22 protein-coding genes and 1 other RNA gene are annotated in these 25,785 nt (G+C 66.8%); 17 read left to right on the forward strand and 6 right to left on the reverse strand.

From position 1 onward, the window contains the following. The first annotated feature begins 79 nt into the window (after positions 1 to 79). From ffs to ACEU5R_RS07675, 9 genes are all read left to right on the forward strand, one after another. Positions 80 to 177: signal recognition particle sRNA small type (gene ffs, locus ACEU5R_RS07635), an RNA gene on the forward strand. Between the two features lie 119 nt (positions 178 to 296). Further along, positions 297 to 2,474: a DNA polymerase III subunit gamma/tau gene (locus ACEU5R_RS07640; RefSeq protein ID WP_392409714.1), complete on the forward strand. Its 2,178-nt coding sequence runs from the start codon at positions 297 to 299 to the stop codon at positions 2,472 to 2,474. Positions 2,475 to 2,522: 48 nt separating this feature from the next. Then, positions 2,523 to 2,849, forward strand: coding sequence for a YbaB/EbfC family nucleoid-associated protein (locus ACEU5R_RS07645; RefSeq protein WP_103275754.1), 327 nt, complete (start codon positions 2,523 to 2,525; stop codon positions 2,847 to 2,849). 54 nt (positions 2,850 to 2,903) lie between these two features. Then, a complete protein-coding gene (recR, locus tag ACEU5R_RS07650) occupies positions 2,904 to 3,512 on the forward strand; it encodes a recombination mediator RecR (RefSeq protein WP_103275753.1) in 609 nt (202 codons plus the stop codon). Between the two features lie 83 nt (positions 3,513 to 3,595). Continuing rightward, entirely contained in the window at positions 3,596 to 4,885 is a 1,290-nt protein-coding gene (locus ACEU5R_RS07655; protein WP_392409715.1) for a CaiB/BaiF CoA transferase family protein, read from the forward strand. Continuing rightward, positions 4,866 to 5,906 carry an ABC transporter substrate-binding protein gene (locus ACEU5R_RS07660; protein WP_392409716.1) on the forward strand — a complete coding sequence of 347 codons (1,041 nt, stop codon included), beginning with the start codon at positions 4,866 to 4,868 and terminating at the stop codon, positions 5,904 to 5,906. The genes ACEU5R_RS07655 and ACEU5R_RS07660 overlap by 20 nt, the downstream gene beginning before the upstream one ends. Further along, positions 5,899 to 6,705, forward strand: coding sequence for an ABC transporter ATP-binding protein (locus ACEU5R_RS07665; RefSeq protein WP_392409717.1), 807 nt, complete (start codon positions 5,899 to 5,901; stop codon positions 6,703 to 6,705). Before ACEU5R_RS07660 ends, ACEU5R_RS07665 begins: the two co-directional genes overlap by 8 nt. A gap of 179 nt (positions 6,706 to 6,884) precedes the next feature. Beyond that, on the forward strand, positions 6,885 to 7,682 hold the full coding sequence (locus tag ACEU5R_RS07670) for an ABC transporter permease (RefSeq protein ID WP_212314114.1): 798 nt from the start codon (positions 6,885 to 6,887) through the stop codon (positions 7,680 to 7,682). Between the two features lie 13 nt (positions 7,683 to 7,695). Then, entirely contained in the window at positions 7,696 to 8,223 is a 528-nt protein-coding gene (locus ACEU5R_RS07675) for a carboxymuconolactone decarboxylase family protein (protein WP_103275748.1), read from the forward strand. A gap of 89 nt (positions 8,224 to 8,312) precedes the next feature. Here ACEU5R_RS07675 and tal read toward each other — a convergent pair whose 3' ends face one another. Beyond that, entirely contained in the window at positions 8,313 to 9,266 is a 954-nt protein-coding gene (tal, locus tag ACEU5R_RS07680; protein ID WP_392409718.1) for a transaldolase, read from the reverse strand. A gap of 246 nt (positions 9,267 to 9,512) precedes the next feature. Between tal and carA the strand changes: the two genes are divergently transcribed. The 4 genes from carA (at position 9,513) to ACEU5R_RS07700 (ending at position 15,774) form a co-directional block, all read left to right on the forward strand. Then, positions 9,513 to 10,667: a glutamine-hydrolyzing carbamoyl-phosphate synthase small subunit gene (gene carA, locus ACEU5R_RS07685; protein ID WP_199770908.1), complete on the forward strand. Its 1,155-nt coding sequence runs from the start codon at positions 9,513 to 9,515 to the stop codon at positions 10,665 to 10,667. A 10-nt stretch (positions 10,668 to 10,677) separates the two neighbouring features. Further along, positions 10,678 to 13,920, forward strand: a complete 3,243-nt coding sequence (carB, locus tag ACEU5R_RS07690; protein ID WP_392409719.1) for a carbamoyl-phosphate synthase large subunit — start codon at positions 10,678 to 10,680, stop codon at positions 13,918 to 13,920. A 49-nt stretch (positions 13,921 to 13,969) separates the two neighbouring features. Next, positions 13,970 to 14,866: a lipid A hydroxylase LpxO gene (gene lpxO, locus ACEU5R_RS07695; RefSeq protein WP_103275745.1), complete on the forward strand. Its 897-nt coding sequence runs from the start codon at positions 13,970 to 13,972 to the stop codon at positions 14,864 to 14,866. Between the two features lie 143 nt (positions 14,867 to 15,009). Next, positions 15,010 to 15,774: an SDR family oxidoreductase gene (locus ACEU5R_RS07700; RefSeq protein WP_103275744.1), complete on the forward strand. Its 765-nt coding sequence runs from the start codon at positions 15,010 to 15,012 to the stop codon at positions 15,772 to 15,774. Positions 15,775 to 15,792: 18 nt separating this feature from the next. Here the strand turns inward: ACEU5R_RS07700 and ACEU5R_RS07705 are convergent, their stop codons facing one another. The 3 genes from ACEU5R_RS07705 to ACEU5R_RS07715 all read right to left on the reverse strand — a co-directional run bounded on the left by ACEU5R_RS07705 (position 15,793) and on the right by ACEU5R_RS07715 (position 17,444). Next, on the reverse strand, positions 15,793 to 16,437 hold the full coding sequence (locus tag ACEU5R_RS07705; protein ID WP_392409720.1) for a histidine phosphatase family protein: 645 nt from the start codon (positions 16,435 to 16,437) through the stop codon (positions 15,793 to 15,795). Between the two features lie 126 nt (positions 16,438 to 16,563). Next, the gene (locus ACEU5R_RS07710; RefSeq protein ID WP_392409721.1) at positions 16,564 to 16,980 is read right to left on the reverse strand and encodes a hypothetical protein; all 417 of its coding nucleotides are present in this window, start codon (positions 16,978 to 16,980) and stop codon (positions 16,564 to 16,566) included. A 41-nt stretch (positions 16,981 to 17,021) separates the two neighbouring features. Further along, positions 17,022 to 17,444 carry a hypothetical protein gene (locus ACEU5R_RS07715; protein WP_103275741.1) on the reverse strand — a complete coding sequence of 141 codons (423 nt, stop codon included), beginning with the start codon at positions 17,442 to 17,444 and terminating at the stop codon, positions 17,022 to 17,024. Positions 17,445 to 17,746: 302 nt separating this feature from the next. On the opposite strand from ACEU5R_RS07715, the gene ACEU5R_RS07720 reads away from it, so the two are divergent. After that, positions 17,747 to 19,057 carry a solute carrier family 23 protein gene (locus tag ACEU5R_RS07720; protein ID WP_103275740.1) on the forward strand — a complete coding sequence of 437 codons (1,311 nt, stop codon included), beginning with the start codon at positions 17,747 to 17,749 and terminating at the stop codon, positions 19,055 to 19,057. A 50-nt stretch (positions 19,058 to 19,107) separates the two neighbouring features. Here the strand turns inward: ACEU5R_RS07720 and ACEU5R_RS07725 are convergent, their stop codons facing one another. After that, on the reverse strand, positions 19,108 to 20,730 hold the full coding sequence (locus ACEU5R_RS07725) for a methyl-accepting chemotaxis protein (RefSeq protein WP_103275739.1): 1,623 nt from the start codon (positions 20,728 to 20,730) through the stop codon (positions 19,108 to 19,110). Between the two features lie 900 nt (positions 20,731 to 21,630). Here ACEU5R_RS07725 and greA point away from each other — a divergent pair. Next, positions 21,631 to 22,107 carry a transcription elongation factor GreA gene (greA, locus tag ACEU5R_RS07730; protein WP_103275738.1) on the forward strand — a complete coding sequence of 159 codons (477 nt, stop codon included), beginning with the start codon at positions 21,631 to 21,633 and terminating at the stop codon, positions 22,105 to 22,107. A 282-nt stretch (positions 22,108 to 22,389) separates the two neighbouring features. On the opposite strand, the gene ACEU5R_RS07735 is transcribed toward greA, so the two are convergent. Beyond that, complete coding sequence (locus tag ACEU5R_RS07735; protein ID WP_103275737.1) at positions 22,390 to 22,995, reverse strand: YhbY family RNA-binding protein; 606 nt, start codon at positions 22,993 to 22,995, stop codon at positions 22,390 to 22,392. 18 nt (positions 22,996 to 23,013) lie between these two features. Here ACEU5R_RS07735 and ACEU5R_RS07740 point away from each other — a divergent pair, with 18 nt between their 5' ends. After that, the gene (locus tag ACEU5R_RS07740) at positions 23,014 to 23,646 is read left to right on the forward strand and encodes an RlmE family RNA methyltransferase (RefSeq protein WP_103275736.1); all 633 of its coding nucleotides are present in this window, start codon (positions 23,014 to 23,016) and stop codon (positions 23,644 to 23,646) included. Between the two features lie 226 nt (positions 23,647 to 23,872). After that, a complete protein-coding gene (gene ftsH, locus ACEU5R_RS07745; RefSeq protein WP_103275735.1) occupies positions 23,873 to 25,771 on the forward strand; it encodes an ATP-dependent zinc metalloprotease FtsH in 1,899 nt (632 codons plus the stop codon). Positions 25,772 to 25,785 lie beyond the last annotated feature (14 nt).

A 25,785-nucleotide genomic window follows, 5' to 3' on the forward strand; every position in this document is an offset into this window, starting at 1 on the left:
GGGCCGCACATCCAGGCCCCCTCGGGGGCCCGCCAGCACGAATTCGCAGGCAGAGCGCAGCTCTGCTAGAATTCGTACTGGCGGGCCCCTCCGCATGGTTCGACGGTGAACCTGGTCAGGTCGGGAACGAAGCAGCCATAGTCGTTTAGGGTCAGTGCCGGAGTCAGGCTCGCCAACCGGTTTTCGCAAAGGGGACGGGGTTATTTTCCACGGGGGATTCCCCGGAAGATGATTCCGTCCCTTTTGCATTTCGCGGGGGTAGGCAACGGCTCTTGCAAAGGCTCTACAATCCAGCCATGACTTATCTGGTACTGGCCCGCAAGTGGCGGCCGCGATCGTTCGATACCCTCGTGGGACAGGATCACGTGGTGCGCGCGCTCACGCACGCGCTGGACACCCAGCGACTGCACCACGCCTGGCTGTTCACCGGCACCCGAGGCGTGGGCAAGACCACGCTGTCGCGCATCCTGGCCAAGTCGCTCAACTGCGAAACCGGCATCACCTCCAAGCCCTGCGGCGTCTGTCGCGCCTGCACCGAGATCGATTCCGGCCGTTTCGTCGACTACCTCGAACTGGACGCGGCCTCGAACCGTGGCGTCGAGGAAATGACCCAGCTGCTCGAGCAGGCCGTCTACGCGCCGGGCGCGGGCCGCTTCAAGGTCTACATGATCGACGAAGTCCACATGCTGACCGGGCATGCGTTCAACGCCATGCTCAAGACGCTGGAAGAGCCGCCGCCGCACGTCAAATTTATCCTCGCGACCACCGATCCGCAGAAGATCCCGGTGACCGTGCTGTCGCGCTGCCTGCAGTTCAACCTGAAGCAGATGCCGGCCGACTCCATTGTCGGCCATCTGCAGGCCGTGCTGGGTCAGGAACAGGTCGGCTTCGAGATTCCCGCGCTGCGCCTGATCGGCCAGGCGGCCGCCGGCTCCATGCGCGACGCCCTGTCGCTGACCGACCAGGCCATCGCCTACAGCGCCGGCAACCTGACCGAAGAAGCCGTGCGCGGCATGTTGGGCACGATCGACCAGCGTCATCTGGTGCGGCTGCTGGACGCGCTGGCCACCGGCGACGCCAAGGGCGTGCTGGCCGTGGCCGACGAACTGGCCATCCGTGGCCTGTCCTATGCCGGCGCGCTGGCGGACCTGGCGGTGCTGCTCTCGCGCGTGGCGATCGAGCAGCGCGTGACCGGGGTCACGCCGGCGGAAGACCCGCTGGCCGCCGATATCTCGCGGCTGGCGCAGGCCCTGCATCCGGACGCCGTCCAGCTGTTCTATTCCGTCGCCGTGCACAGCCGCGGCGAGCTGACGCTGGCGCCCGACGAGTACGCCGGCTTCATCATGGCCTGCCTGCGTATGCTGGCGCTGAACGGCGAGGCCGGCCCGCAGACCGCGCTGGAAGCGCCGGCCGCGCCGGCGCGCCAGACGGCCGAACCCGCCGTGGCCGCCGCCGCGCCTGTCTCGACCCCGGCGCCCGTGGCTGCGCCGCATCCGCAAGCGGCAGAGGTCGAAGCGTCGGTTGCACCGGCCCTGGCGCCTGTCGTCGCGCCTGAATCCGCTGCGCCCGCGCAGCCAACGCCAGCCGTCGCACCGCAAGCGGCCGCGTCCCAGGCCGTTGCCCCGCAATCCGGCATGCCTGCCGCGCCAGCCACGGAGGAATCCGCAAGCGTTGCCCCCGTGGTTCAGGCCGCGCCGGCAAGGTCGGCCGAGCCTTCCGCCGCGCCCGAGTCCGCGCCGGAAGGCGTGCCGCCTTGGGAAGAGTTGCCCGATGCCGCGCCTGCCGCCGTACAAGCCAAGCCCGGCGCCGCCGCGCTGGCCGTGACGCCGGCGGCCTCCGCCGTCACGGCGCCCGCGCCGGCGCAGGATGAACCCGATGGCCCGCCGTCCTGGGTCGATGAGGAAATTCCCTACGAAGCCGAAGGCGGCTTCGTGCCGGACAGCGGCTTCACGTCCGATCCGGATGACGAATTCGAAACGCTGGCCAGCGCGCCGTCATCGGCCGCGCCGGCCGCCGCCGCGCCGGTCCGCCGAGAAGCGCCGCCCACGCGCAAGCGCCAGTCCCGCGCCCGCATCGCCGACATGACGCAGGCTTCCTGGCCCGAGCTGGCCGCGCGCCTGCCGGTCACCGGCCTGGCGGCCGAACTGGCGCGCCAGAGCGAATGGGTCGGCGTGCAGGGCGACGCCATCGTGCTGCGCGTGGCCGTGAAGACGCTGGCCGAAAGCGAAAGCCGCGTGCGCCTGCAGACCGTGCTGTGCGAACACTTCGGCCAGGGCATCCGCCTGGACGTGGACGTGGGCGCGGTCGGCGATGCCACTGCGCATGCCGTGGCCCAGGCCGAGCGTGCCGCGCGCCAGCAGGCCGCCGAGGACGCGGTCGCCGTCGATCCCTTCGTGCAGGCCCTGGTATCCGATTTCGGCGGCCAGGTGGTGGCCGGTTCGGTCCGCCACGTGGACGCCTCCGCCGCCCGCTAGCGCGGCGGCACATTCCCGATCACACCCCTTAGTTCAAGGAACATCGCCATGATGAAAGGACAACTGGCCGGCCTGATGCGCCAGGCGCAGCAGATGCAGGAAAACATGAAGAAGGCGCAGGACGCGCTGGCCGAGATCCAGGTCGAGGGCGCCTCGGGCGGCGGCCTGGTCAAGGTCACCATGACCTGCCGCCACGACGTCAAGCGCGTCGCCATCGACCCGTCGCTGCTGGGCGACGACAAGGACATGCTGGAAGATCTGGTGGCCGCGGCGTTCAACGACGCGCTGCGCAAGGCCGAGGCGACCTCGCAGGAAAAGATGGCGTCGGTGACCGCCGGCATGCCCATGCCCCCGGGCATGAAGTTCCCCTTCTGATGTCGCGCGCCCGCGCCACGGACAACTGACTAGCCTGGTTGAGGCCGCCGCGTCATGGATCCCCAACTGCCTGAACCCGAACCACTGGTCTCGCTGATCGAGGCCCTGCGGCGCCTGCCCGGCGTGGGCGTGCGTTCGGCCCGGCGCATGGCCTACCACCTGATGCAGCACGATCTGCAGGGTGCGGACATGCTGGGCCGGGCGCTGGCAGGCGCGGTGCAGAACCTGCGTCATTGCGCGCGCTGCAACAGCTTCACCGAAGACGAGATCTGCTCCACCTGCGCCAATCCCAAGCGCGATCCCTCGCTGCTGTGCATCGTCGAGACGCCAGCGGACCAGAACATGATCGAGTCCAGCCACGGCTACCGTGGCCTGTACTACGTGCTGATGGGCCGGGTCGCGCCGCTGGAGGGCATCGGCCCGCGCGAGCTGGATTTCGACCGCGTCATCCGTCGCGCCACCGACGGCGTGGTGCAGGAAGTCATCCTGGCCACCAACTTCACCGCCGAGGGCGAGACCACCGCCCACTTCCTGGGCGAGGCCCTGTCCGAGCGCGGGCTGAAGGTCACGCGGCTGGCGCGCGGCGTGCCGGCGGGCAGCGAGCTTGAGTACGTGGACGCCGGCACCATCGCCTGGGCACTGATGGAGCGCAAGAGCACCTAGACCTATCGCGTCGCCCAGGCGACGCGGCGCACGGCCGCGGCAATGTATCGCGGCTGGCGTCATCCACCAGAGGAAGACAAACCATGTCGGCTTTGACAGGGCTGAAAGTCCTGGAGTTGGGCACGCTAATCGCGGGCCCATTCGCGGCGCGCATCTTCGGCGAATTCGGCGCCGACGTCATCAAGGTGGAGACCCCGCACGGCCCGGACGGCTCGGGCGGCGGCGATCCCATACGCAGCTGGCGCCATTTGCACCAGGGCAACTCGCTGTGGTGGTCGGTGCAGGCGCGCAACAAGCGCTCCATCGCGCTCAACCTCAAGGATCCGCGCGCCCGCGACATCGCGCGTCAGCTGGCGCTGGAGGCCGACGTGGTGGTCGAGAACTACCGTCCCGGCGTGCTGGAGAAGTGGGGCCTGGGCTACGAGCAGCTGCGCGCGCTGAATCCCGCGACCATCATGGTGCGCCTGTCCGGTTACGGGCAGACCGGGCCGATGAAGGACCAGCCGGGTTTCGGCGCCATCGGCGAATCCATGGGCGGCCTGCGCTATGTGTCGGGCCATCCGGACCGGCCGCCCCTGCGGGTCGGCATCTCCATCGGCGATTCGATCGCCGCGCTGCATGGCGTGATCGGCGCGATGATGGCGCTGCGCCATCGCGACGCCACAGGCGGCCGCTGGAACGGCCAGGCTGGCGAGGCCTGCCGGGCGGGGCAGGGCCAGATGGTGGACGTGGCGCTGTACGAGGCCGTGTTCAACATGATGGAAAGCCTGGTGCCCGAGTACGACGTGGCCGGCGTGGTGCGCGAGCGCACCGGCGGCGCGCTGCCGGGTATCGTGCCATCCAACACCTACACCACCCGCGACGGCCAGAACGTGGTCATCGCCGGCAACGGCGACGCCATCTTCCGCCGCCTGATGCAGGCCATCGGCCGCGAGGACCTGGCCACCGATCCCGATCTGGCGCGCAACGACGGCCGCGCCCGCCGCGTCGAGGAGATCGACGGCGCCATTCAGCAATGGTGCGGCGGACGCGGCATCGACGAGGCGCTGGATACGCTCAAACGGGCCGATGTGCCCGTGGGCAAGATCTACAGCGTGGCCGACATGTTCGCCGATCCGCAGTTCCTGGCGCGCGGCATGATCGAGCAGCATCGCTTCACCGACGGCTCACCGGTCAAGCTGCCGGCGGTGGTGCCGAAGCTGTCCGAAACCCCTGGCGGCACGCACTGGATCGGGCCGGAATTAGGGGAACATACCGAGGAAGTCCTGAAATCGCTGGGGTATGATTCAGCGGCTATCGACGAGCTGGCGAAGACCGGCGCCATCGGTAGGCCCGAGAACCAGGAGACAAGCAATGACAGTCACTCGTCGTGATCTGCTCAAGATGGCCGGTGCCGCCGGCGTCATGGGCATGGCCCCCGCCATCGTGCGCGCGCAGAAGCTGGAAAAGACCAAGGTGCAGATCGCCGTCGGCGGCAAGCCGTTGATCTACTACCTGCCGCTATCCATCGCCGAAGCGCGGGGCTATTTCAAGGACGAAGGGCTGGACGTGAGCATCGCCGACTTCGCCGGCGGCTCCAAGGCCCTGCAGGCCGTGGTGGGAGGCAGCGCCGACGTGGTGTCGGGCGCCTTCGAGCACACGCTGGCCATGCAGTCCAAGGGTCAGTTCTACCGCGCCTTCGCGCTGCAAGGCCGCGCGCCCATGATCGGCGTGGGCGTGTCGAAGAAGGCCATGCCTGGCTACAAGGGCCCGGCGGACCTCAAGGGCAAGAAGATCGGCGTGACCGCGCCGGGCTCGTCCACCAACATGGTGGTCAACTTCTTCCTGGCCAGGCACGGCCTGAAGGCCTCCGACGTGTCCATCATCGGCGTGGGCGCCGGCGCGGGCGCGGTGACCGCGCTGCGCAGCGGCCAGATCGACGCCATCTCGAATACCGACCCGGTGGTGTCCATGCTGGAGATGCCGGGCGAGATCCAGATCATCGTCGACACGCGCACGCTCAAGGACACGCAGGCGATCTTCGGCGGCAATATGCCGGCCGGCTGCCTGTATGCGCCGCAGGCCTTCATCGACGCCAATCCCAACACCACCCAGGCATTGGCCAACGCGCTGGTGCGCGCCGACAAGTGGATCCAGAAGGCCGGCCCCGATGAAATCGCCAAGGTCGTGCCCGAAAGCTATCTGCTGGGCGACCCGGCCGTGTACAAGACCGCCATCTCCAAGAGCCTGGAAGGCCTGTCGCCCGACGGGCTGATCCCGGAAGACGGCGCGGCCACCGCGCTCAAGGCGCTGGCTGCCTACCAGGCCGATTTCGACGCCGCCAAGATCGACGCCTCGAAGGTCTGGACCAACGATTTCGCGCGCCGCGCCAACGAGAAGTACCCCAATGGCTGAAGCCGCGCTCGCGCTGGAAAACATCAGCTGCACCTTTGTTTCCCGCGACGACCGCTCGCAACGCTACACCGCGGTCAGCGACACCTCCCTGGCCATCGCGCCGGGGGAGTTCGTGTCCGTGGTCGGCCCCACCGGCTGCGGCAAGTCCACCTTGCTGAACGTCGGCGCCGGCCTGCTGGCGCCGTCTTCGGGGCAGGTCAAGGTCTTCGGCCAGCCGCTGTCGGGCATCAATGCCCGCGCCGGCTACATGTTCCAGGGCGAGGCGCTGCTGCCGTGGCGCAGCGCGCTGGACAACGTGATGGCCGGCCTGGATTTCGCCGGCGTGCCGCGCCAGGAAGGCGAGATGCGGGGCCGCGAATGGATGCGCCGCGTCGGCCTGGGCGGTTTCGAGGACCGCTACCCGCACCAGATGTCCGGCGGCATGCGCAAGCGCGTGATGCTGGCGCAGACGCTGATCCGCGATCCCGACATCATCCTGATGGACGAGCCGTTCTCGGCGCTGGACATCCAGACGCGCCAGCTGATGGAAAACGAAGTGCTGGACCTGTGGATGGCCAAGCGCAAGGCCGTGCTCTTCATCACTCACGACCTGGACGAGGCCATCGCCATGAGCGACCGCGTGGTGGTGCTGTCGGCCGGGCCCGGCACGCATCCGATCGGCGAGTTCGCCATCGACCTGCCGCGTCCGCGCGACGTGGCTGAGGTGCGCACTCATCCGCGTTTCGTCGAGCTGCACGCCGCGATCTGGGGCGTGCTGCGCGAGGAAGTGCTCAAGGGCTATGCGCAACAAAGGAAATGATCCCCCCCCGAAGCGCCTGCGGCGCTTCCCCCCCAGGGGGGCGCCGCGGGCGGCCCGGCAAAGCCGGCTCCGCGGCGGCCCCGCTTTGACGGCAGTCTGGCTTTGATGGCGGCCGTTACTTTGGTCGTGAGGCGTGTCTGTGGCAAAAGGGGGGTGCAATTGCAGAACGGAAGATTGACATGTCGAAGTCTCTGATCAAACCGGGTTCGGCCAGCCTGCGCTTCTGGCAGTTGCTGCTGCTGGTCGTGATCCTGGGCGTCTGGCATCTGGCCTCGCGCGATCCCAAGGTGGCGTTCTTCTTCGGCGAGCCGCTGAAGGTGTGGGGCCGCATCTGGGCGTGGTTCGTCACCAACGCCGACATCTACACGCATCTGTGGGTGACGCTGACCGAGACCGTGCTGGCGTTCTTCATCGGCACGGCGGCGGGCCTGGGGGCGGGGCTGTGGCTGGGGCTGTCGCCGCTGGCCAGCGCGATCCTGGATCCCTACATCAAGGCGGCCAACTCGATGCCGCGCGTGATCCTGGCGCCCATCTTCGGCATGTGGTTCGGCCTGGGCATCTGGTCCAAGGTGGCGCTGGCCGTGACCCTGGTGTTCTTCATCGTGTTCTTCAACGTCTACCAGGGCGTGCGCGAGGTCAGCCCCACGCTGCTGGACAACGCGCGCATGCTGGGCGCGCGCCGCCGCCAGCTGCTGCGCCACGTGTACCTGCCGTCCGCCACCAGCTGGGTGTTCTCCAGCCTGCACACCTCCGTCGGCCTGGCCTTCGTGGGCGCGGTGGTGGGCGAGTACCTGGGTTCGGCCAGTGGCGTGGGCTACCTGATCCTGCAGGCCGAGGGCACTTTCGATGTGAACACCGTGTTCGCGGGCATCGTGGTGCTGACGGCGTTCGCGCTGGCGCTGGACTACATCGTCGGCCTGGGCGAGAAGCGCCTGATGAAGTGGCAGCCCAAGTCGGGCGAAACCGAAAAAATCTGAACGGAGCCAGACCATGGCGCGCATCCCCTACGCAGACCTGTCCCATCCCGAGGCCCAGCCGCTGGTCGAGCGCATCGTCGCCGAGCGCGGCAGCGTGCTGCATCTGTACCAGATGCTGCTGCACAGCCCGGCGGTGGCCGGCGGCTGGCTCAATTACCTGACCTCGATCCGCCAGCTCAGCACCTTGCCGGGCGACCTGCGCGAGCTGGTCATCATGCGGGTGGCGGTGCTGAACGGCGCGCCCTACGAGGCCGACCAGCATGCGCCGATCGCGTTGAAGGAAGGCGTGACGCAGGCGCAGCTGGATGCGCTGGACGGCTGGCAGGACTCGGCGCTGTTCGACGCGCGCGAGCGCGCCGTGCTGGCCTATACCGACGCCATGACGCGTCAGGTGCAGGTGCCCGACGCCGTGTTCCAGGCCGCGCGCCAGGCCATGGGCAGCGACAAGCTGCTGGTCGAGCTGACGGCCACGGTGGCTGCCTACAACATGGTGTCGCGCTTCCTGGAAGCCTTGCAGGTCCATACGCACGATCACCGCTGATGGCGGGCTCGGCTGCAGGCGGCTGCGGCGCGAGACAGGATGAAAAAGGCCGGGCTTGCCGCCCGGCCTTTGTTTGCCCGCCGTGGATCCTAGCCGCGCTGCGCTTCGATCAGCGCGTCCAGCTTGACCGCGTCCGCGACGAACAGCCGGATGCCTTCGGACAGTTTTTCCGTGGCCATGGCGTCCTCGTTGAGCAGGCCGCGGAAGCTGATCTCGTCCGAGGCGATGCGCGCGATGTGGCCCGCGCCATCGCCGGCGCGCAGCTGCGCGGGCGCGTCGCCTTCGGTGGCCGCCAGCTTGTTCAGCAGCTCGGGGCTGATGGTGAGCAGGTCGCAGCCCGACAGCGCCAGGATCTGGCCCACGTTGCGGAAGCTGGCGCCCATGATCTCGGTGGCGATGCCGAACTGCTTGTAGTAGCGGTAGATGCGGGTCACCGACAGCACGCCGGGATCGTTCGGGCCGGCATTGGCGGCCTCGTCCCAGCCGGCGCCGGCGACCTTCTTGTGCCAGTCGTAGATGCGGCCCACGAAGGGCGAGATCAGCTGCACGCCGGCGTCGGCGCAGGCGACCGCCTGCGGCAGCGAGAACAGCAGCGTCAGGTTGCAGCGGATGCCTTCGGCCTGCAGCGCGCGGGCCGCCTGGATGCCTTCCCAGGTGGAGGCGATCTTGATCAGCACGCGCTCGCGCGCGATGCCGGCCGCTTCATACAGCGCGATCAGGCTGCGCGCGCGCTCGACGGTGGCGCGGGTGTCGAAGGACAGGCGCGCGTCGACCTCGGTCGACACGCGGCCCGGCACGATGTTCAGGATGGCCTGGCCGAAGGCCACCAGCAGGCGGTCCATCAGTTCGGCGGTCGAAGCGCCGCGATGGTCGCGCGCGGTCCGTTCCAGCAGGGGGCGGTAGGCGTCCTGCTGCACGGCCTTTAGTATCAGGGACGGGTTGGTGGTGGCGTCGGTGGGGCGCAAGGCCTTCATGGCTTCGAAGTCCCCGGTGTCGGCGACCACGGTGGTGTGAAGGCGCAATGCGTCGAGTTGGCTGGACATGGGTGGTGCGGCTCGCTGCTAGGGGATTGCGGCCGCCGGCAGCCCTTGCCGGGCGCGGCGACCTGGAACAGGCCCTAGCGTATCACCGTCGCGATGTCGCGGGCCGGCGCGCGGCCGGGCGACGATGCGCGGCCGGCAGGATGAAATCACCCGTTTCGGCCTTATTTGGCGCGGTTTCCCGGGAATTAGGGCCGCTCAAGGTATAATCCGAAGGTTTAATTATAGATTCTGAAACCGGGGTTTACTGTGCTGCCGCAACTCTTTCCCGAGGGGCTCAACCGCTTCCCTCCTGCAATTCTGGCTCTGGCGGACGGTACCATTTTTCGAGGCGTATCGATCGGTGCGCCTGGCCATACGGTCGCCGAGGTGGTGTTCAACACCGCCATGACCGGGTACCAGGAAATTCTCACCGATCCCAGCTATAGTGGCCAGATCGTCACGCTGACCTATCCGCACATCGGCAACACCGGCGTCAACGCCGAGGACGTCGAGGCGAACCGCGTCTACGCCTCCGGCCTGGTGGTCCGCGACTGTCCGGCCCGCGTGTCGAACTTCCGTTCCACGCAATCGCTGCCCGAGTACCTTGCCGAGCAGGGCATCGTCGCCATTTCCGGCATCGACACCCGCAAGCTCACGCGCATCCTGCGCGAGAAGGGCGCCCAGGGCGCCTGCATCTTCGTCGGCGCCGACGCCGAGCGCGCCGTCGAGCTGGCGCGCGGCTTCCCCGGCATGGCCGGCCAGGACCTGGCCCGCGTCGTGTCCATCAAGGACCGCGCCGACTGGACCCAGGGCACCTGGGAGCTGGGCGAAGGCTACACCGCGCCCGACCAGTCCCGTTTCCACGTCGTGGCCTACGACTTCGGCGTCAAGAGCAACATCCTGCGCCTGCTGGCCGATCGCGGCTGCCGCATCACGCTGGTGCCGGCCCAGACCACGGCCGACGAAGTCCTCAAGCTCAATCCCGACGGCGTGTTCCTGTCCAACGGCCCCGGCGACCCCGAGCCCTGCGACTACGCCATCGAAGCCACCCGCAAGTTCCTGGACCAGAAGCTGCCCGTGTTCGGCATCTGCCTGGGCCACCAGATCATGGGCCTGGCGGTGGGCGGCAAGACCGTCAAGATGAAGACCGGCCACCACGGCGCCAACCACCCCGTGCAGGACCTAGCGTCCAAGCGCGTGTTCATCACCAGCCAGAACCACGGTTTCGCGGTGGACGCGGCCAGCCTGCCCGCCAACGCGCGCACCACGCACGTCTCGCTGTTCGACGGCACGCTGCAGGGCTTCGAGCTCACCGACCGTCCGGCCTTCTGCTTCCAGGGCCACCCCGAGGCCAGCCCCGGCCCGCACGACATCGTCGTGCTGTTCGACAAGTTCATCAGCCTGATGGCCGGCCAAAAGTAAAGATCGCATCATGCCCAAGCGTACAGACCTAAAAAGCATCCTCATCATCGGCGCCGGCCCCATCATCATCGGGCAGGCCTGCGAGTTCGACTATTCGGGCGCCCAGGCGTGCAAGGCGCTCAAGGCCGAGGGCTACCGCACCATCCTGGTGAACAGCAACCCGGCCACCATCATGACGGACCCGGAAACGGCCGACGTCACCTACATCGAGCCCATCACCTGGCAGGCGGTCGAGAAGATCATCGAGCGCGAGAAGCCCGATGCGCTGCTGCCCACGATGGGCGGCCAGACCGCGCTGAACTGCGCGCTGGACCTGGCTCACCATGGCGTGCTGAAGAAGCACAACGTCGAGCTGATCGGCGCCAACGAGCACGCCATCGAGAAGGCCGAGGACCGCCAGAAGTTCAAGCAGGCCATGACCGACATCGGTCTGGAATCGGCCAAGTCGGGCGTCGCCCACAGCATGGACGAAGCCTGGGAAGTGCAGCGCCGCATCGCCGCGGAAGTCGGCACCTCGGGCTTCCCCGCCGTGATCCGCCCCAGCTTCACCATGGGCGGCTCGGGCGGTGGCATCGCCTACAACGCCGAGGAATTCGAAACCATCTGCCGCCGCGGCCTGGAAGCCTCGCCCACCAGCGAGCTGCTGATCGAGGAATCGCTGCTGGGCTGGAAGGAATTCGAGATGGAAGTGGTCCGCGACAAGGCGGACAACTGCATCATCGTCTGCTCCATCGAGAACCTGGATCCGATGGGCGTGCACACCGGCGACTCCATCACCGTGGCGCCGGCGCAGACGCTGACGGACAAGGAATACCAGATCATGCGCAACGCGTCGATCGCCGTGCTGCGCGAGATCGGCGTGGACACGGGCGGCTCGAACGTGCAGTTCGCGGTCAACCCGAAGAACGGTCGCATGATCGTCATCGAGATGAACCCGCGCGTGTCGCGTTCGTCGGCGCTGGCCTCCAAGGCCACCGGCTTCCCCATCGCCAAGGTCGCCGCGCGCCTGGCCGTCGGCTACACGCTCGATGAGCTGAAGAACGAAATCACCGGCGGCGCCACGCCCGCCTCGTTCGAACCCTCGATCGACTACGTGGTCACCAAGGTGCCGCGTTTCGCGTTCGAGAAATTCCCCACCGCCGACGCGCGCCTGACCACCCAGATGAAGTCGGTCGGCGAAGTCATGGCCATCGGCCGCACCTTCCAGGAATCGTTCCAGAAGGCGCTGCGCGGGCTGGAAGTCGGCGTGGATGGCCTGAACCAGAAGACCACCGACCGCGAGAAGCTGCAGGTCGAGCTGGGCGAGCCCGGCCCCGAGCGCATCTGGTACGTGGGCGACGCCTTCGCCCAGGGCTTCACGCTGGACGAAGTGCACAACATCACGCACATCGACCCGTGGTTCCTGTCACAGATCAAGGAAATCGTCGACATCGAACTGGCGCTCGAGCAGAAGACGCTGTCCGACCTGGATTACGCCACCCTGTGGGAACTGAAGCGTCGCGGCTTCTCCGACCGCCGCCTGGCCTTCCTGCTGGATTCGTCCGAGTCCGAGGTGCGCAAGCTGCGTCACCAGCTCAACGTGCGTCCCGTGTACAAGCGCGTGGATACCTGCGCCGCCGAGTTCGCCACCCGCACGGCCTACATGTACTCCACCTACGAGGAAGAGTGCGAAGCCGCGCCCACCGACCGCAAGAAGATCGTGGTGCTGGGCGGCGGTCCGAACCGCATCGGCCAGGGCATCGAGTTCGACTACTGCTGCGTGCACGCCGCGCTGGCGCTGCGCGACGACGGGTTCGAGACCATCATGGTCAACTGCAACCCGGAAACCGTGTCCACCGACTACGACACCTCCGACCGCCTGTACTTCGAGCCGCTGACGCTGGAAGACGTGCTGGAGATCGTGCACAAGGAAAACCCGGTCGGCATGATCGTCCAGTACGGCGGCCAGACCCCGCTGAAGCTGGCGCGCGCGCTGGAAGCCAATGGCGTGCCCATCATCGGCACCAGCCCCGAGTCCATCGACGTGGCCGAGGACCGCGAGCGCTTCCAGAAGCTGCTGCACAAGCTCGGCCTGCGCCAGCCGCCCAACCGCACGGCCCGCACCGAAAACGAAGCGCTGGCCCACGCCGCCGAGATCGGCTACCCGCTGGTGGTGCGCCCGAGCTACGTGCTGGGCGGCCGCGCGATGGAAATCGTGCACGAGCAGCAGGACCTGGAGCGCTACATGCGCGAAGCGGTCAAGGTCAGCAACGATTCTCCGGTGCTGCTGGACCGCTTCCTGAACAACGCCACCGAAGTCGACGTGGACTGCCTGTCCGATGGTGAAACCGTCTTCATCGGCGGCGTCATGGAACACATCGAGCAGGCCGGCGTGCACTCGGGCGACTCCGCCTGCAGCCTGCCGCCGTACTCGCTGTCGGCCGACGTGATCGCCGAGATCAAGCGCCAGACCGCGATGATGGCCAAGGCCCTGAACGTCAACGGCCTGATGAACGTGCAGTTCGCGATCCAGGGAGGCGACGTCTACGTGCTGGAAGTGAACCCGCGCGCCTCGCGCACGGTGCCCTACGTGTCCAAGGCCACCGGCCTGCAGCTGGCCAAGATCGCCGCGCGCGCCATGGCCGGCCGCAAGCTGGCCGACCAGGGTGTCACCAAGGAAGTCGTGCCGCCTTACTTCTCGGTCAAGGAAGCCGTGTTCCCGTTCGTCAAGTTCCCGGGCGTGGACACCATCCTGGGACCGGAAATGAAGTCGACCGGCGAAGTCATGGGCGTGGGCAACAGCTTCGGCGAAGCCTTCGTCAAGTCGCAGCTGGCCGCCGGCGTGCGCCTGCCGGAATCCGGCACGGCGTTCATCAGCGTGAAGAATCAGGACAAGCCTCGCGCCGTGGAAGTGGCGCGCGGCCTGCACGCCCTGGGCTTCAAACTGGTCGCCACGCGCGGCACGGCCGCCGAGATCGAGGCCGCCGGCATTCCGGTGCAGCTGGTGAACAAGGTCACCGAAGGTCGTCCGCACATCGTCGACATGGTGAAGAACGGCGAGATCTCGCTGGTCATCAACACCGTCGAAGAGCGTCGCAACGCCATCGCCGACTCGCGCACCATCCGCACGCAGTCGCTGGCCGCGCGCGTGACGTTCTTCACGACCATCGCCGGCGCCCGCGCCGCCGTTGAGGGCATGCAGTACCTGCGCCAAGGCCTGGGCCTGCAGGTGTACCCGTTGCAGGAACTTCACGCGTCCCTGGCGGACAAATAAGGCTCTCGGGCGTGCGTGGCACGCCCGAAGTCATTCTGGAGGTGTAGGGATGAAGTGGTTCATTCTTGCGTTATTCATCGTTTGCGCCACGGTCGTGCATTTCCGTGGCCGGGTCAGGCACAGGTTCTCGCGGCAGGCGCTGGATCATTCCACGTTCACCGCGCCGCTGAACTGCTTCATGTACGCGTTTTCCAGCGTGCCGAACCAGCCGTACCTGGACCTGAAGGACTTTCCCGAGCTGAAGGTGCTGCTGGACCGTTGCGACGAGATCCGCGAAGAGGCCTTGCGCCTGTTCGGCGACGGGCATATCAAGGCATCCGACAAGTACAACGACGCCGGCTTCAACTCGTTCTTCAAGAGCGGCTGGAAGCGCTTCTACCTGAAGTGGTATGACGCCGACCATCCCTCGGCCAGCGCGCTGTGCCCGGTCACGACGGAACTGCTCAAGGGCATCCCGAACATCAAGGCCGCCATGTTCGCCTCGCTGCCCCCGGGTAGCCGGCTGCCGCGCCACCGCGATCCCTATGCCGGTTCGCTGCGCTTTCACATGGGCCTGATCACGCCCAACAGCCCCGACTGCTACATCAATGTCGACGGCGAGACCTACTACTGGCGCGACGGCGAGGCCGTGGTCTTTGACGAGACCTTCATCCACTACGCCGAGAACAAGACGGATCAGAACCGGATCATCCTGTTCGCCGACGTCGAGCGTCCGATGCGCTTTCGCTGGGCCCAGGCCGTCAACCGCGTGGTGGGCGGCTTCCTGCTGCGCGCGGCGGCCGCGCCCAACCAGGAAGGCGACAAGACCGGCGGCATCAACCGCATCTTCGGCGCCGTGTATGCGGTGCGCCGGGTCGGCAAGGCCCTGAAGAAGCGCAGCCAGCCGCTGTACTACCTGACCAAGTGGCTGCTGGTGGGCGGCATCCTGGCCTGGATCTTCCTGTAGGACGGCCAGCGCACGGCATCCGTCCAGGCAGGTTCCGGGCGGCTTTGCTGTAGCATGAAGGCGGTGCTTTCCGGTGACGGGGCGCCGCCTTTTTTCTGCCCGCCGCCCGCCGGTCCCCCTACTTGCCGACCTCTCCATCCGTCATGAACCGAGTCTTCATCACCGGCGCCAGCAGCGGCCTGGGTCGCGCGCTGGCGCAGCGCTACGCCGAGACCGGCGCGACCCTGGGCCTGTTGGGCCGTCGCGAGACGGCCTTGCGGGAATTGGCCGCCAGCCTGCCCGGACAGCACCGCTGCTATGCCGTGGACGTGCGCGACCGCCAGGCCCTGCATGCGGCCGCCACGGATTTCATCGCCTTCTGCCAGGGGCGGGTGGACGTGGTGATCGCCAGCGCCGGCATCAGCGCCGGCACCTTGACCGAGCATGGCGAGGACTATGACGTGTTCAAGGCCATCGTCGATACCAACCTGCTGGCCACCGTGGCGACCTTCGAGCCTTTCGTCGGCGCGATGCGCGACGCCGGCGGCGGGCGGCTGGTGGGAATTTCCAGCGTGGCCGGCGTGCGCGGGTTGCCGGGGGCGGGCGCCTACAGCGCGTCCAAGTCGGCGGTGACGACCTATTGCGAAAGCCTGAGGCTGGAACTGGCGGGGGACGGCATCCGGGTCGTGACCATCGCGCCGGGCTACATCAAGACCGCGATGACGGCGCACAACCCCTATTCGATGCCATTCCTGATGGATGCCGGGGATTTCGCCCGGCGCGCCCATGTCGCCATCGAGCGCGGCGCGTCGTATCGGGTGATTCCGTGGCAGATGGGCGTGGTGGCGCGGCTGATGCGCCTGTTGCCCAATGCGGTCTATGACAGGCTGGCGCGCAACGCGCCGCGCAAGCCGCGCAAGGCGGGCTGATTCCGTCCGCCCGGGGCGTCAGCGCACCACGTCGTTGCGCGTTTCGCCGCTCACGTGGCTGACGTCGCCCCAATCCAGCACCTGCCATTCACGACCGCTCACGCCGACGCGGTTGATGCTGACATTCAGCATCGACGCGTCGCGCGGGGCGTTGAGTGGCACGCCGCTGGCGTGGCGCCAGACGATGTCCAGCACGCCGCCGTGCGTGAACAGCATGATGCGCTCGCCGCCATGGCGTGCGGCGATGTCGTCCACCGTGGAAATCACGCGCGACTGGAACTGGCCCAGCGTTTCGCCGCCGTCCAGCGGGCGCAGCGGATCGCGGCTCTTCCAGGAGGCCGCCGCCGCCGGGGCCAGCGTGTCGATATGTTCCAGATCCAACCCTTCCAGCACGCCGAAGCCGCGTTCGCGGATGCCGGGCTCGGTGCGGATGCGCAGGTCCAGTTGCTCGGCCACGGGCTGAGCGGTATCGCGGGCGCGTTGCAGATCGCTGCTGTAGAGGGCGTCGAAGCGCATCTGGACGGCCTCGTCGCGCATGCGCGCGGCCAGTTGCACGGCCTGCTGCCGGCCGGCCTCGTTCAGCGGAATGTCTTGCCAGCCTTGCAGGCGGCGCTGGCGGTTCCAGTCGGTTTCGCCGTGGCGGATGAACCAGATTTCAGTCATGCGGGGTACGTAGCGGTAAGGGAAGGGGATCCCGGGAGCTTAACGCGACGCGCGGCGTCGCGCTAACCGCGCACCCATCGACTAGTGCGCTGTCCCGCAGTGCGGACGCATCCACCGGTCAGCACACTAGCCCTGCGCCGCGCGCACGCGCCGTTCGGCGCTCTTCATCTGCTCGGACTGGACCTTGGCGATCATGCCCTGGATGTTGACCGCCTGCGTGTTCAGCGTCTGAATCTGGTCCAGCTTCTGCTCGCTGGGCAGGTCGGCATTCTGTGCTTCCTTCAATTGCTGCATCACGCGCGCCAGCTGGGCATAGAGCTGCTTCAGGGTACGCGTGTATTCGTCCTCGGGTTCGGCCGAAGCGGATTCCTGGCTTTGGGCGACGCTGCCCAACTTGCCGCCGTTGACGCGCACGCTGGCCGATGGGTCGGCCGGGTCGGCCGTGCTGGCGGCCTCCTTGGCTTCCTTGTTGGCGCGGATCTTCTGTGCCCACAGGTCCAGCATGCTGCTGTGGGAACTGCCATTGATGGGATTGATGGGCACGGGTGGCTCCGAAAGCGTGTGGCAGCGGAAGGGGAAGAGGGCTAGCCGGCCGCCTTGGCCGCCTTGGCCTTGGCAATCAGGACCTTCTGGATCTGGCCCATGATCTGCGTGGCCTGCGAATTCAGGGACTGCAGCTGTTCCGATTTCTGCTCCGCCGGCATGCTGCTGGCCTCGATCTTGCGGATCTGCTCCATGACCTTGCTCAGCTGGCGCAGCAACTGCTTGATCTGGCGGGTGTAGATGTCGTCGTCTTCCTTGGGCTCGAGGTCCGCGGCCTCTTCGGCCTTCTTGTTCGAGCCGTTCAGGCCGCTTTGCTCGCCGTTCAGGCGCAGCTTGCCGTCCGCCGAGATGGTGACCGGATCCGAGCCGTCCGCGCTCTTGTCCTCTCTGTTCGCCCGGATTTTCTGGTTCCAGAGGTCGAACATGGCGTTATTCGAGGTGCTGCCGATAGGGTTGATGGCCATGATAGTCCCGCGTTGTTGGTGATTTTCTGGGGTAGGTCCTGACAAGTACGGCATTTTGGCGCTGAAATTAAGGGCCACCCCCGAAGCGCCGTTGGCGCTTCCCCCTCAAGGGGGCATGCCTGCGGACCGGCGGAGCCGGATCCGTGGCATCCCGCTGGTGCGCGCGTTACATGTTTTATGGGGGAGGACTTAAATATTGCGGGGGGTTCGTGCGGGCCTTTACACTGGCGCCCGCCCGTCGCTTGGCTCACTGGAGCGGGCGCCGTCCGGGCCCATTGACCCGACAACATCCTGGGGAATCCATGTCCAAATCGTACTTTCCGCGCTGGCGCCTGGCGGACGACGCCGAGCCCGGCGTCATCATCGCGCCCGACGAAAGGCTGTCCTGGCCCAAGAACGTGGCCATGGGCGCGCAGCACGTGGTCGCCATGTTCGGCTCCACGGTGCTGGCGCCGCTGCTGATGGGGTTTGATCCGAACGTCGCCATCCTGATGTCGGGCATCGGCACGCTGATCTTCTTTCTGTTCGTGGGCGGGAGGGTGCCGAGCTACCTGGGGTCCAGTTTCGCCTTCATCGGCGGCGTCATCGCCGTCACCGGCTATGCGGGCGGCGGCGCCAACGCCAATATCGGCGTGGCGCTGGGCGCCATCATCGCCTGCGGCCTGGCCTATACCCTGATCGGCCTGATCGTCTGGGCCGTCAATGCGCGCGCCGGCGGCGGGGCGGGCTGGATCGACACGCTGATGCCGCCGGTGGTGACCGGTGCCGTGGTGGCCGTGATCGGCCTGAACCTGGCGCCCATCGCGGCCAAGGGCGCGATGGGGCAGTCGGGCTTCGACACCGCCATGGCCCTCGTCACCGTCCTGTGCGTGGGCGGCATCGCCGTGTACACGCGCGGCATGGTGCAGCGGCTGCTGATCCTGGTGGGCCTGATCCTGGCCTGCGTGGTGTACGTGATCTGCGCCAATGTCCTGGGCCTGGGCAAGCCCGTGGACTTCGCGGGCGTGACGGCGGCGGCCTGGTTCGGCCTGCCTCATTTCGCGGCGCCGGTGTTCAAGGCCGAGGCCATGGGCCTGATCGTGCCGGTCGCCATCATTCTGGTTGCCGAGAACCTGGGCCACGTCAAGGCGGTCAGCGCCATGACGGGCCAGGACCTGGACCGCTACCTGGGCCGCGCGTTCGTCGGTGACGGCGTGGCCACCATGGTGTCGGGCGCGGTCGGTGGCACCGGCGTCACCACCTATGCCGAGAACATCGGCGTGATGGCCGTGACCCGCATCTATTCCACCCTGGTCTTCGTGGTGGCGGCCCTGATCGCCATCGTGCTCGGCTTCTCGCCCAAGTTCGGCGCCCTGATCCAGACCATCCCGGCGCCCGTGCTGGGCGGCATGTCGGTCGTGGTGTTTGGCCTGATCGCCGTGGCCGGCGCCCGTATCTGGGTGGTGAACCAGGTCGATTTCAGCGACAACCGCAACCTGATCGTGGCCGCGGTCACGCTGGTGCTGGGCGCGGGTGATTTCACCGTCAAGCTGGGTAATTTCACGCTGGGCGGGATCGGCACCGCCACGTTCGGCGCCATCATCCTGTACGCCTTGCTGCGTCGCAGGAAATAAGGCCCGCCGGGCCGGGCGTGGAGCGCCCGGCCCGATCAGGCCTGCCTGGCTCAGGGGCGCGACAGGCGTGTCGCCCGGGCGCCATGGGCCAGGACGGCCGCCGGTTCCGCCTCGATCACCTGACCCGACTGGGTCTTGAACACCGCCGTGGCCTCGGCCAGCTTGCGCGCCTGGTCCTCCATGGCCGAGGCGGCGGCCGAGGCCTCTTCCACCAGCGCGGCGTTCTGCTGCGTCACCTCGTCCATCTGCGATACCGCCAGGGTGATCTGGTCGATGCCGCCGGCCTGCTCGGCCGAGGCCGCCGAGATTTCGCCCATGATGTCGGCCACGCGCTGCACCGAGGTCACGATTTCCTGCATGGTCTGGCCGGCGGCCGTGACGTGGGCCGAGCCCGACGCCACGGTGTCCACCGAGGTTTCGATCAGGGTCTTGATTTCCTTGGCTGCCTGAGCCGCCCGCTGGGCCAGCGTGCGGACTTCGCCGGCGACGACCGCGAAGCCCTTGCCCTGTTCGCCGGCGCGCGCGGCTTCCACGGCGGCGTTCAGGGCCAGGATATTCGTCTGAAAGGCGATGCCGTCGATGACCGAAACGATGTCGGCGATGCGTTTCGAGCTGTCCGAAATGCCCTGCATGGTCTGGACCACCTGGCCCACGGTCTGCCCGCCGCGTTGCGCCACTTCCATGCTGACGGCCGCGAGCTGGTTGGCCTGGGCGGCGTTGTCGGCGTTCTGCTTCACCGTGGCCGCCAGCTGTTCCATGGTGGCGGCGGTCTGCTCCAGCGCGGCGGCCTGTTCTTCCGTGCGGCTGGACAGGTTGGCGTTGCCGGCGGCGATCTCGGCCGAGCCGATGTTGATCTCGTCCACGCCCTGGCGCACCGTTGAAACGGTGCGGGTCAGACCCTCCTGCATGCGCTTGAGCGCCGCGAACAGGGCGCCGATTTCATTGTTGGAACGGGTTTCCACCCGACTGGTAAGGTCGCCGCCCGCGATGCGGTCGAAGTGCATGCCGGCTTCCCGCAGCGGCAGCAGCACGCCGCGGCGGATGAAGGCCCAGCACAACGCGGCCAGCAGCAGGGCGGTGGACAGCAGGGCGATGGCCGAAATCCGGGCCGAGGCGTAGGTCCGCTGCGAGCTGTCGAGCACCGCGTCGCTGCGCTCGGCCACCCGGCCCAGGAAGGCCTGCATGTCCTTGGTGAAGCCTTCATCGATCTGGCGCAGCTTGCGCTGCCCTTCCTGGTAGCGAGGGACGGCGTTTTCCTTCAGCGCGGAATACTGCGCATCCAGGGCGGCGGCGTATTCGCTGAACCGGGCCTGCAGCGTTTGCGCCAGTTGTTGTCCGCGCTCGGTCTTGGGCACGGCCATATACCTGGCATAGCGTTCACGCGCCATTTGCAATTGGCTGTTGGCGGTCTGGAGGAATATCGCCGCCTGATCCGCGGAACCGGATTGCAGCTCGGATATGGTCGCATCCAAGGCCAGGCGGGTGCGCAGCAGGGCGCCGTTCGCTTCATACAACGGGTCGACCTGGTGCACGGCGACATTATTCAGGTCTTCTATTTCCGCGACGCTGCGCTGGGCATTAATCCAGCCCAGCCCGCAAGCGAGCGCCAGGGCAGTAACGAAGCAGAACAGCACCAGCAGCATTCCGGTACGGACTTTCAGTTTTTCCAGCATGAGAGAGCTCCTCGGTCTTGGACGCGACCCATCGCGCGCCGGGAAATTCCCCCGCCCGGACAGCGCCATGGGAGGCGGATGTCGCGCCGAATGACTGCGATGCATCCGCCGGACTGCAACACGCACAATCAATCGTTCTCGCGGTGAGTTTTTGGAAGAAACTCCGCGACCCCGTTTTAGTAATAAAGAGAAGCGCCGGTTGAAATGCCGGTTGTTTTTAATTGTTCATTAATAAAGCAACTTTCCGGTTATACCTTCTTTGGGCATTTTGACTACGGTTTTTTACACACGCGCGGCTATCAAAAACCGTGTCGATATTGGGCAGTATCTTTTATGCAACGAACGATTTATTCGTAATAAACAGCGGGTGAAGACGGTGGGAATGGGCGGCGGGTCGAAAGCGGCGCGCAGGCGGGCGCGGTCATCCTGAAATGGCAGTCTGCCCCGGGCACCGCAGCGTTGGCGGATGGATGCAGCTGGAGCGGAAAGCTCGCGCAAAGCCTGGAGAGTTCTTGGTGGTCGTCAGCTGGCACAGCCCGCATCTGGCGGTTTCTTGCGTGGAAACGCCGGTTTCTCGCGGGTTACGGCGGCGAAATGCGCGGAAAACGACGGTTTTTCCGGCGGCTTGCAATTCGTCCGAACTTTGACCACAATATGACCTTGATTGCCCCGGTTCCGACCCGAGCCGGGGTTTTGTTTTGGTCGCAGCCCGCCGCCTCGCCGGCCGGCCGATCAGAGCGGGCAAAGGGGAAACCGATCGGGTTCAGCCTTGCGCCTTCCCTGATCCCGCCGTCCCGCAACAGTCGCCACGCAGCAACGGCGGCGCGAGAGACAGGCCTACGGCCTTCACACCGAGAACGCTCCGTCGGGGGCGTTTTCTACTTTTGTTTGGGAAACGACATGTCTGCCATTCCTTTGACCGTGCGCGGGGCCGAGCGCTTGCAAGAAGAGCTCCAGCGGCTGAAAACCGTGGAACGTCCTGCCGTTATCAACGCCATCGCTGAAGCGCGTGCGCAAGGCGATCTGTCGGAAAATGCCGAATACGACGCCGCGCGCGAGCGTCAGGGCTTTATCGAGGGCCGCATTGCCGAGCTTGAAGGCACGCTGTCCAACGCTCACCTGATCGACCCGTCCTCGCTGGACGCGGAAGGCCGGGCGGTATTTGGCGCCACCGTCGATATCGAAGACCTGGATTCGGGCGACCGCCTGACCTACCAGATCGTCGGCGACGTGGAAGCCGACATCAAGTCGAATCTGATCTCCGTGTCGAGCCCCGTGGCCCGCGCGCTGATCGGCAAGAGCGAAGGCGACGTCGTCGAGGTCCTGGCCCCGGCCGGCGTGCGCGAGTATGAAGTCCTGGGCGTGCGTTACATCTGACGCAGCTGCCCATTTAGCTGTAGACCATCAAAACACCATAGGTTGAACTTCACGTTCATCGGCAATCCGCGATAACATGCGGACCGCTTATGGTGGATCGGGCGCGTAATGCGCCCGTTTTTGTTGCCGCGGGTTCCTCGTCCGACCCGACCCCGGTGTTGGATGGCGCTGCGCCCAGGGCTACTTCGTCGCGGGGCGGTCCCGAGACGAAAAAAAGCCCCCTGGCGGGGGCAGTCCCGGCGCAAACAGGCGCTGCGCCGGATGGTTTTGCTTGTTCCGGACTCAGCGCTTGGACGACGAGCGGCGGCTGGTGCCGCTGCGGGCTCCGGCGCGCAGGCTGAGCGCGCTGCCCGCGCGGCGCGGAATCGCGTGGGCGCTGCCGGATGCCTTGCGGGTGCTCGGGCGCATGGGCTTGCCGTTCTTGTTGAGCTCGCTGGCCGGGACGCGCGCCGGCTTGGCCGGGGCTTCGTCCGGGTCGGCCCGGCGCGCCGGGCGCTTGGACAGCGTCTTGCCTTCGGCGGCGAGCTTCTTGGGCGTATGCGGCTCGGAGGCGCGGCGCTTGGCGGGACGTTCGGGCTCCAGGGCGGCCAGTGCGGCGGGCTTGATGTTGCCCGGCAGCTGGCGGAACAGGATCAGCGTCTTGCCCAGGTGGTGTACCGGGGCGCAGGACAGCTTGTCGCAGATTTCCGACAGCATGGCCTCGCGCGCCTCGCGATCGTCACCGCCGGCGCGGACCTTGATCAGGCCATGGGAAGTCAGCGCCCGGTCGATTTCCTTGAGCACGGCCTCGGTCAGGCCGTTGTCGCCGATCAGGACGACGGGGCGCAGGGGGTGAGCGGCGGACCGAAGGTCGCTGCGCTCGCGAGAGGTAAGTTCTAATATAGGCATGCGTGGAATTGTACGGTAATGGCCAAAAATAAATTCTCCAAAGACTGGATTCACCAGCACATCAACGATCCCTATGTGAAGCTGGCGCAACAGAAGGGCTATCGGGCCCGGGCGGCGTTCAAGCTCATAGAGATCCTGGACACCGAAAAGCTGATGCGCCGCGGCGACCTGGTGGTCGACCTGGGCTCGGCGCCCGGCAGCTGGTCCCAGGTCGCGCGCGAGCGCCTGGCGGGGCCGGGCGGGATCGTGGACGGGCGCATCATCGCCCTGGACATCCTGCCCATGGAGCCCGTGGCGGGGGTGGAATTCATCCAGGGCGACTTCCGCGAGGACGAAGTCCTGAAACAATTGGAGGAAATGGTGGGATCCCGCGCCGTGGATCTTGTTATTTCCGACATGGCCCCCAACTTGTCCGGGGTAGGCATCGCGGACGCCGCGCGCATCCAGCATGTCTGCGAGCTGGCGATGGAGTTTTCCTGCGCCCATCTCAAGCCCAACGGGGTGTTGATAGTCAAGGCTTTCCACGGCAGCGGCTTTTCGCAGATCGTGCAGTCCTTCAAGCAGCGCTTCAAGCGGGTGGTCGAGCGCAAGCCGAAGGCGTCCCGGGACAAGTCCTCGGAAACCTTTCTGGTCGCCCGTGATCTGAAGTAGCCCTGCCGGAGCCTGGCGCTCCGGCGCCACAAAACCACGGCCAGCCCCTGGACTGGCCAGCGAGACAGCGACCGGAAAAACCTCGAATCAGACGTAACCCTACGGCTCCCAGGCCTCCCAGGACGCAACGCAGTCCGTCAGGGTAGAATGGGCTATTGACATACTTGTGACTGTGCCATACGCGGGTGCGCAGTCGCCGGTCGGAATCGAAAGCAGGAGATCGACCTTGAACAACTCATTTTCGAAAGTCGCTGTCTGGATGGTGATAGCCCTTGTGCTGTTCACCGTCTTCAAGCAGTTTGACGGACGCGCCCAGACCCAGGACGGCGTGACCTACACGCAGTTCATGGACGACGCCAAGGCGGGACGCATCCGCAAGGTGGACGTGCAGGGCGGTCCTGGCGGCGACGTGCTGTACGTCACCCCGGACGCTGGTCGCGCCTACACGCTGACCTCGCCGGGCGACCTCTGGATGGTCTCCGACCTGCTGAAGTACGGCGTGCAGGTGTCGGGCAAGCCGCGCGAAGAGCAGTCGCTGCTGATGAGCATCTTCGTGTCCTGGTTCCCCATGCTGCTGCTGATCGGCGTCTGGGTGTTCTTCATGCGCCAGATGCAGGGCGGCGGTCGTGGCGGCGCGTTCAGCTTCGGCAAGTCGCGCGCCCGCATGCTTGACGAGAACACCAACCAGATCACCTTCGTGGACGTGGCCGGCTGCGACGAAGCCAAGGAAGACGTTCAGGAACTGGTCGACTTCCTGCGCGACCCGAGCAAGTTCCAGAAGCTGGGTGGTCGCATTCCGCGCGGCGTGCTGATGGTCGGCTCGCCCGGTACCGGCAAGACGCTGCTGGCCAAGGCCATCGCCGGCGAGGCCAAGGTGCCGTTCTTCAGCATCTCGGGTTCCGACTTCGTTGAAATGTTCGTCGGCGTGGGCGCGGCCCGCGTGCGCGACATGTTCGAGAACGCCAAGAAGCATGCGCCCTGCATCATCTTCATCGACGAAATCGACGCGGTCGGCCGCCAGCGTGGCGCCGGCCTGGGCGGCGGCAACGACGAACGCGAGCAGACCCTGAACCAGATGCTGGTCGAGATGGACGGCTTCGAGTCGGGCCAGGGCGTCATCGTGATCGCCGCGACCAACCGTCCCGACGTGCTCGACCCGGCGCTGCTGCGTCCGGGCCGCTTCGACCGCCAGGTCGTGGTGCCGCTGCCCGATATCCGCGGCCGCGAGCAGATCCTGAAGGTCCACATGCGCAAGGTTCCGCTGTCGCCGAACGTCGACGCGACCGTCCTGGCGCGCGGCACGCCGGGCTTCTCCGGCGCCGACCTGGCCAACCTGGTCAACGAGGCCGCCCTGTTCGCCGCCCGCCGCAATGGCCGCACGGTCGACATGTCCGACTTCGAAAAGGCCAAGGACAAGATCATCATGGGCGCGGAACGCCGCTCCATCGTGATGCCCGAAGAGGAACGCAAGAACACCGCGTACCACGAGTCCGGCCACGCGATCGTCGCCCGCCTGCTGCCCAAGACCGACCCGGTCCACAAGGTCACCATCATCCCGCGCGGCCGCGCGCTGGGCGTGACCATGCAGCTGCCTGAGACCGACCGCTACAGCATGGACAAGGGCCGCCTGCTGTCCACCATCGCCGTGCTGTTCGGCGGCCGCATCGCCGAAGAAATCTTCATGGACCAGATGACGACGGGCGCCTCGAACGACTTCGAACGCGCCACCGCCATCGCCCGCGACATCGTCACGCGCTACGGCATGACCGACGAGCTGGGCCCCATGGTCTATGCCGAGAACGAAGGCGAAGTGTTCCTGGGCCGCAGCGTCACCAAGACCACGCACATGTCCGAAGCCACCATGCAGAAGGTGGACACCGAGATCCGCCGCATCATCGACGAGCAGTACAGCGTCGCGCGCAAGATCCTGGAAGACAACCGCGACAAGGTCGAAGTGATGACCTCGGCGCTGCTCGAATGGGAAACCATCGACGCCGACCAGATCAACGACATCATCGAGGGCCGCCCGCCGCGTCCCCCGAAGACGCCGCAAGGCCCGTCCGACACCTCCGACACGCCGCCCACCGGGCTGGCCGCCGGCGGCAACACGGCAGCCGCCGTCTGAGGTTTGCCATACTG

Origin of the sequence: Achromobacter sp. 413638 (assembly GCF_043119405.1) — a bacterium.
In the GTDB taxonomy this organism is placed as follows: Bacteria; Pseudomonadota; Gammaproteobacteria; order Burkholderiales; family Burkholderiaceae_B; genus Achromobacter.

Excerpts from the sequence above, each read along its gene's own strand:
- ACEU5R_RS07640 (WP_392409714.1), top strand. The coding sequence starts at position 297 with ATGACTTATCTGGTACTGGCCCGCAAGTGGCGGCCGCGATCGTTCGAT.
- ACEU5R_RS07645 (WP_103275754.1), top strand. The coding sequence starts at position 2,523 with ATGATGAAAGGACAACTGGCCGGCCTGATGCGCCAGGCGCAGCAGATG.
- recR (WP_103275753.1), top strand. The coding sequence starts at position 2,904 with ATGGATCCCCAACTGCCTGAACCCGAACCACTGGTCTCGCTGATCGAG.
- ACEU5R_RS07655 (WP_392409715.1), top strand. The coding sequence starts at position 3,596 with ATGTCGGCTTTGACAGGGCTGAAAGTCCTGGAGTTGGGCACGCTAATC.
- ACEU5R_RS07660 (WP_392409716.1), top strand. The coding sequence starts at position 4,866 with ATGACAGTCACTCGTCGTGATCTGCTCAAGATGGCCGGTGCCGCCGGC.
- ACEU5R_RS07665 (WP_392409717.1), top strand. The coding sequence starts at position 5,899 with ATGGCTGAAGCCGCGCTCGCGCTGGAAAACATCAGCTGCACCTTTGTT.
- ACEU5R_RS07670 (WP_212314114.1), top strand. The coding sequence starts at position 6,885 with ATGTCGAAGTCTCTGATCAAACCGGGTTCGGCCAGCCTGCGCTTCTGG.
- ACEU5R_RS07675 (WP_103275748.1), top strand. The coding sequence starts at position 7,696 with ATGGCGCGCATCCCCTACGCAGACCTGTCCCATCCCGAGGCCCAGCCG.
- tal (WP_392409718.1), bottom strand. The coding sequence starts at position 9,266 with ATGTCCAGCCAACTCGACGCATTGCGCCTTCACACCACCGTGGTCGCC.
- carB (WP_392409719.1), top strand. The coding sequence starts at position 10,678 with ATGCCCAAGCGTACAGACCTAAAAAGCATCCTCATCATCGGCGCCGGC.
- lpxO (WP_103275745.1), top strand. The coding sequence starts at position 13,970 with ATGAAGTGGTTCATTCTTGCGTTATTCATCGTTTGCGCCACGGTCGTG.
- ACEU5R_RS07700 (WP_103275744.1), top strand. The coding sequence starts at position 15,010 with ATGAACCGAGTCTTCATCACCGGCGCCAGCAGCGGCCTGGGTCGCGCG.
- ACEU5R_RS07705 (WP_392409720.1), bottom strand. The coding sequence starts at position 16,437 with ATGACTGAAATCTGGTTCATCCGCCACGGCGAAACCGACTGGAACCGC.
- ACEU5R_RS07715 (WP_103275741.1), bottom strand. The coding sequence starts at position 17,444 with ATGGCCATCAACCCTATCGGCAGCACCTCGAATAACGCCATGTTCGAC.
- ACEU5R_RS07720 (WP_103275740.1), top strand. The coding sequence starts at position 17,747 with ATGTCCAAATCGTACTTTCCGCGCTGGCGCCTGGCGGACGACGCCGAG.
- ACEU5R_RS07725 (WP_103275739.1), bottom strand. The coding sequence starts at position 20,730 with ATGCTGGAAAAACTGAAAGTCCGTACCGGAATGCTGCTGGTGCTGTTC.
- greA (WP_103275738.1), top strand. The coding sequence starts at position 21,631 with ATGTCTGCCATTCCTTTGACCGTGCGCGGGGCCGAGCGCTTGCAAGAA.
- ACEU5R_RS07735 (WP_103275737.1), bottom strand. The coding sequence starts at position 22,995 with ATGCCTATATTAGAACTTACCTCTCGCGAGCGCAGCGACCTTCGGTCC.
- ACEU5R_RS07740 (WP_103275736.1), top strand. The coding sequence starts at position 23,014 with ATGGCCAAAAATAAATTCTCCAAAGACTGGATTCACCAGCACATCAAC.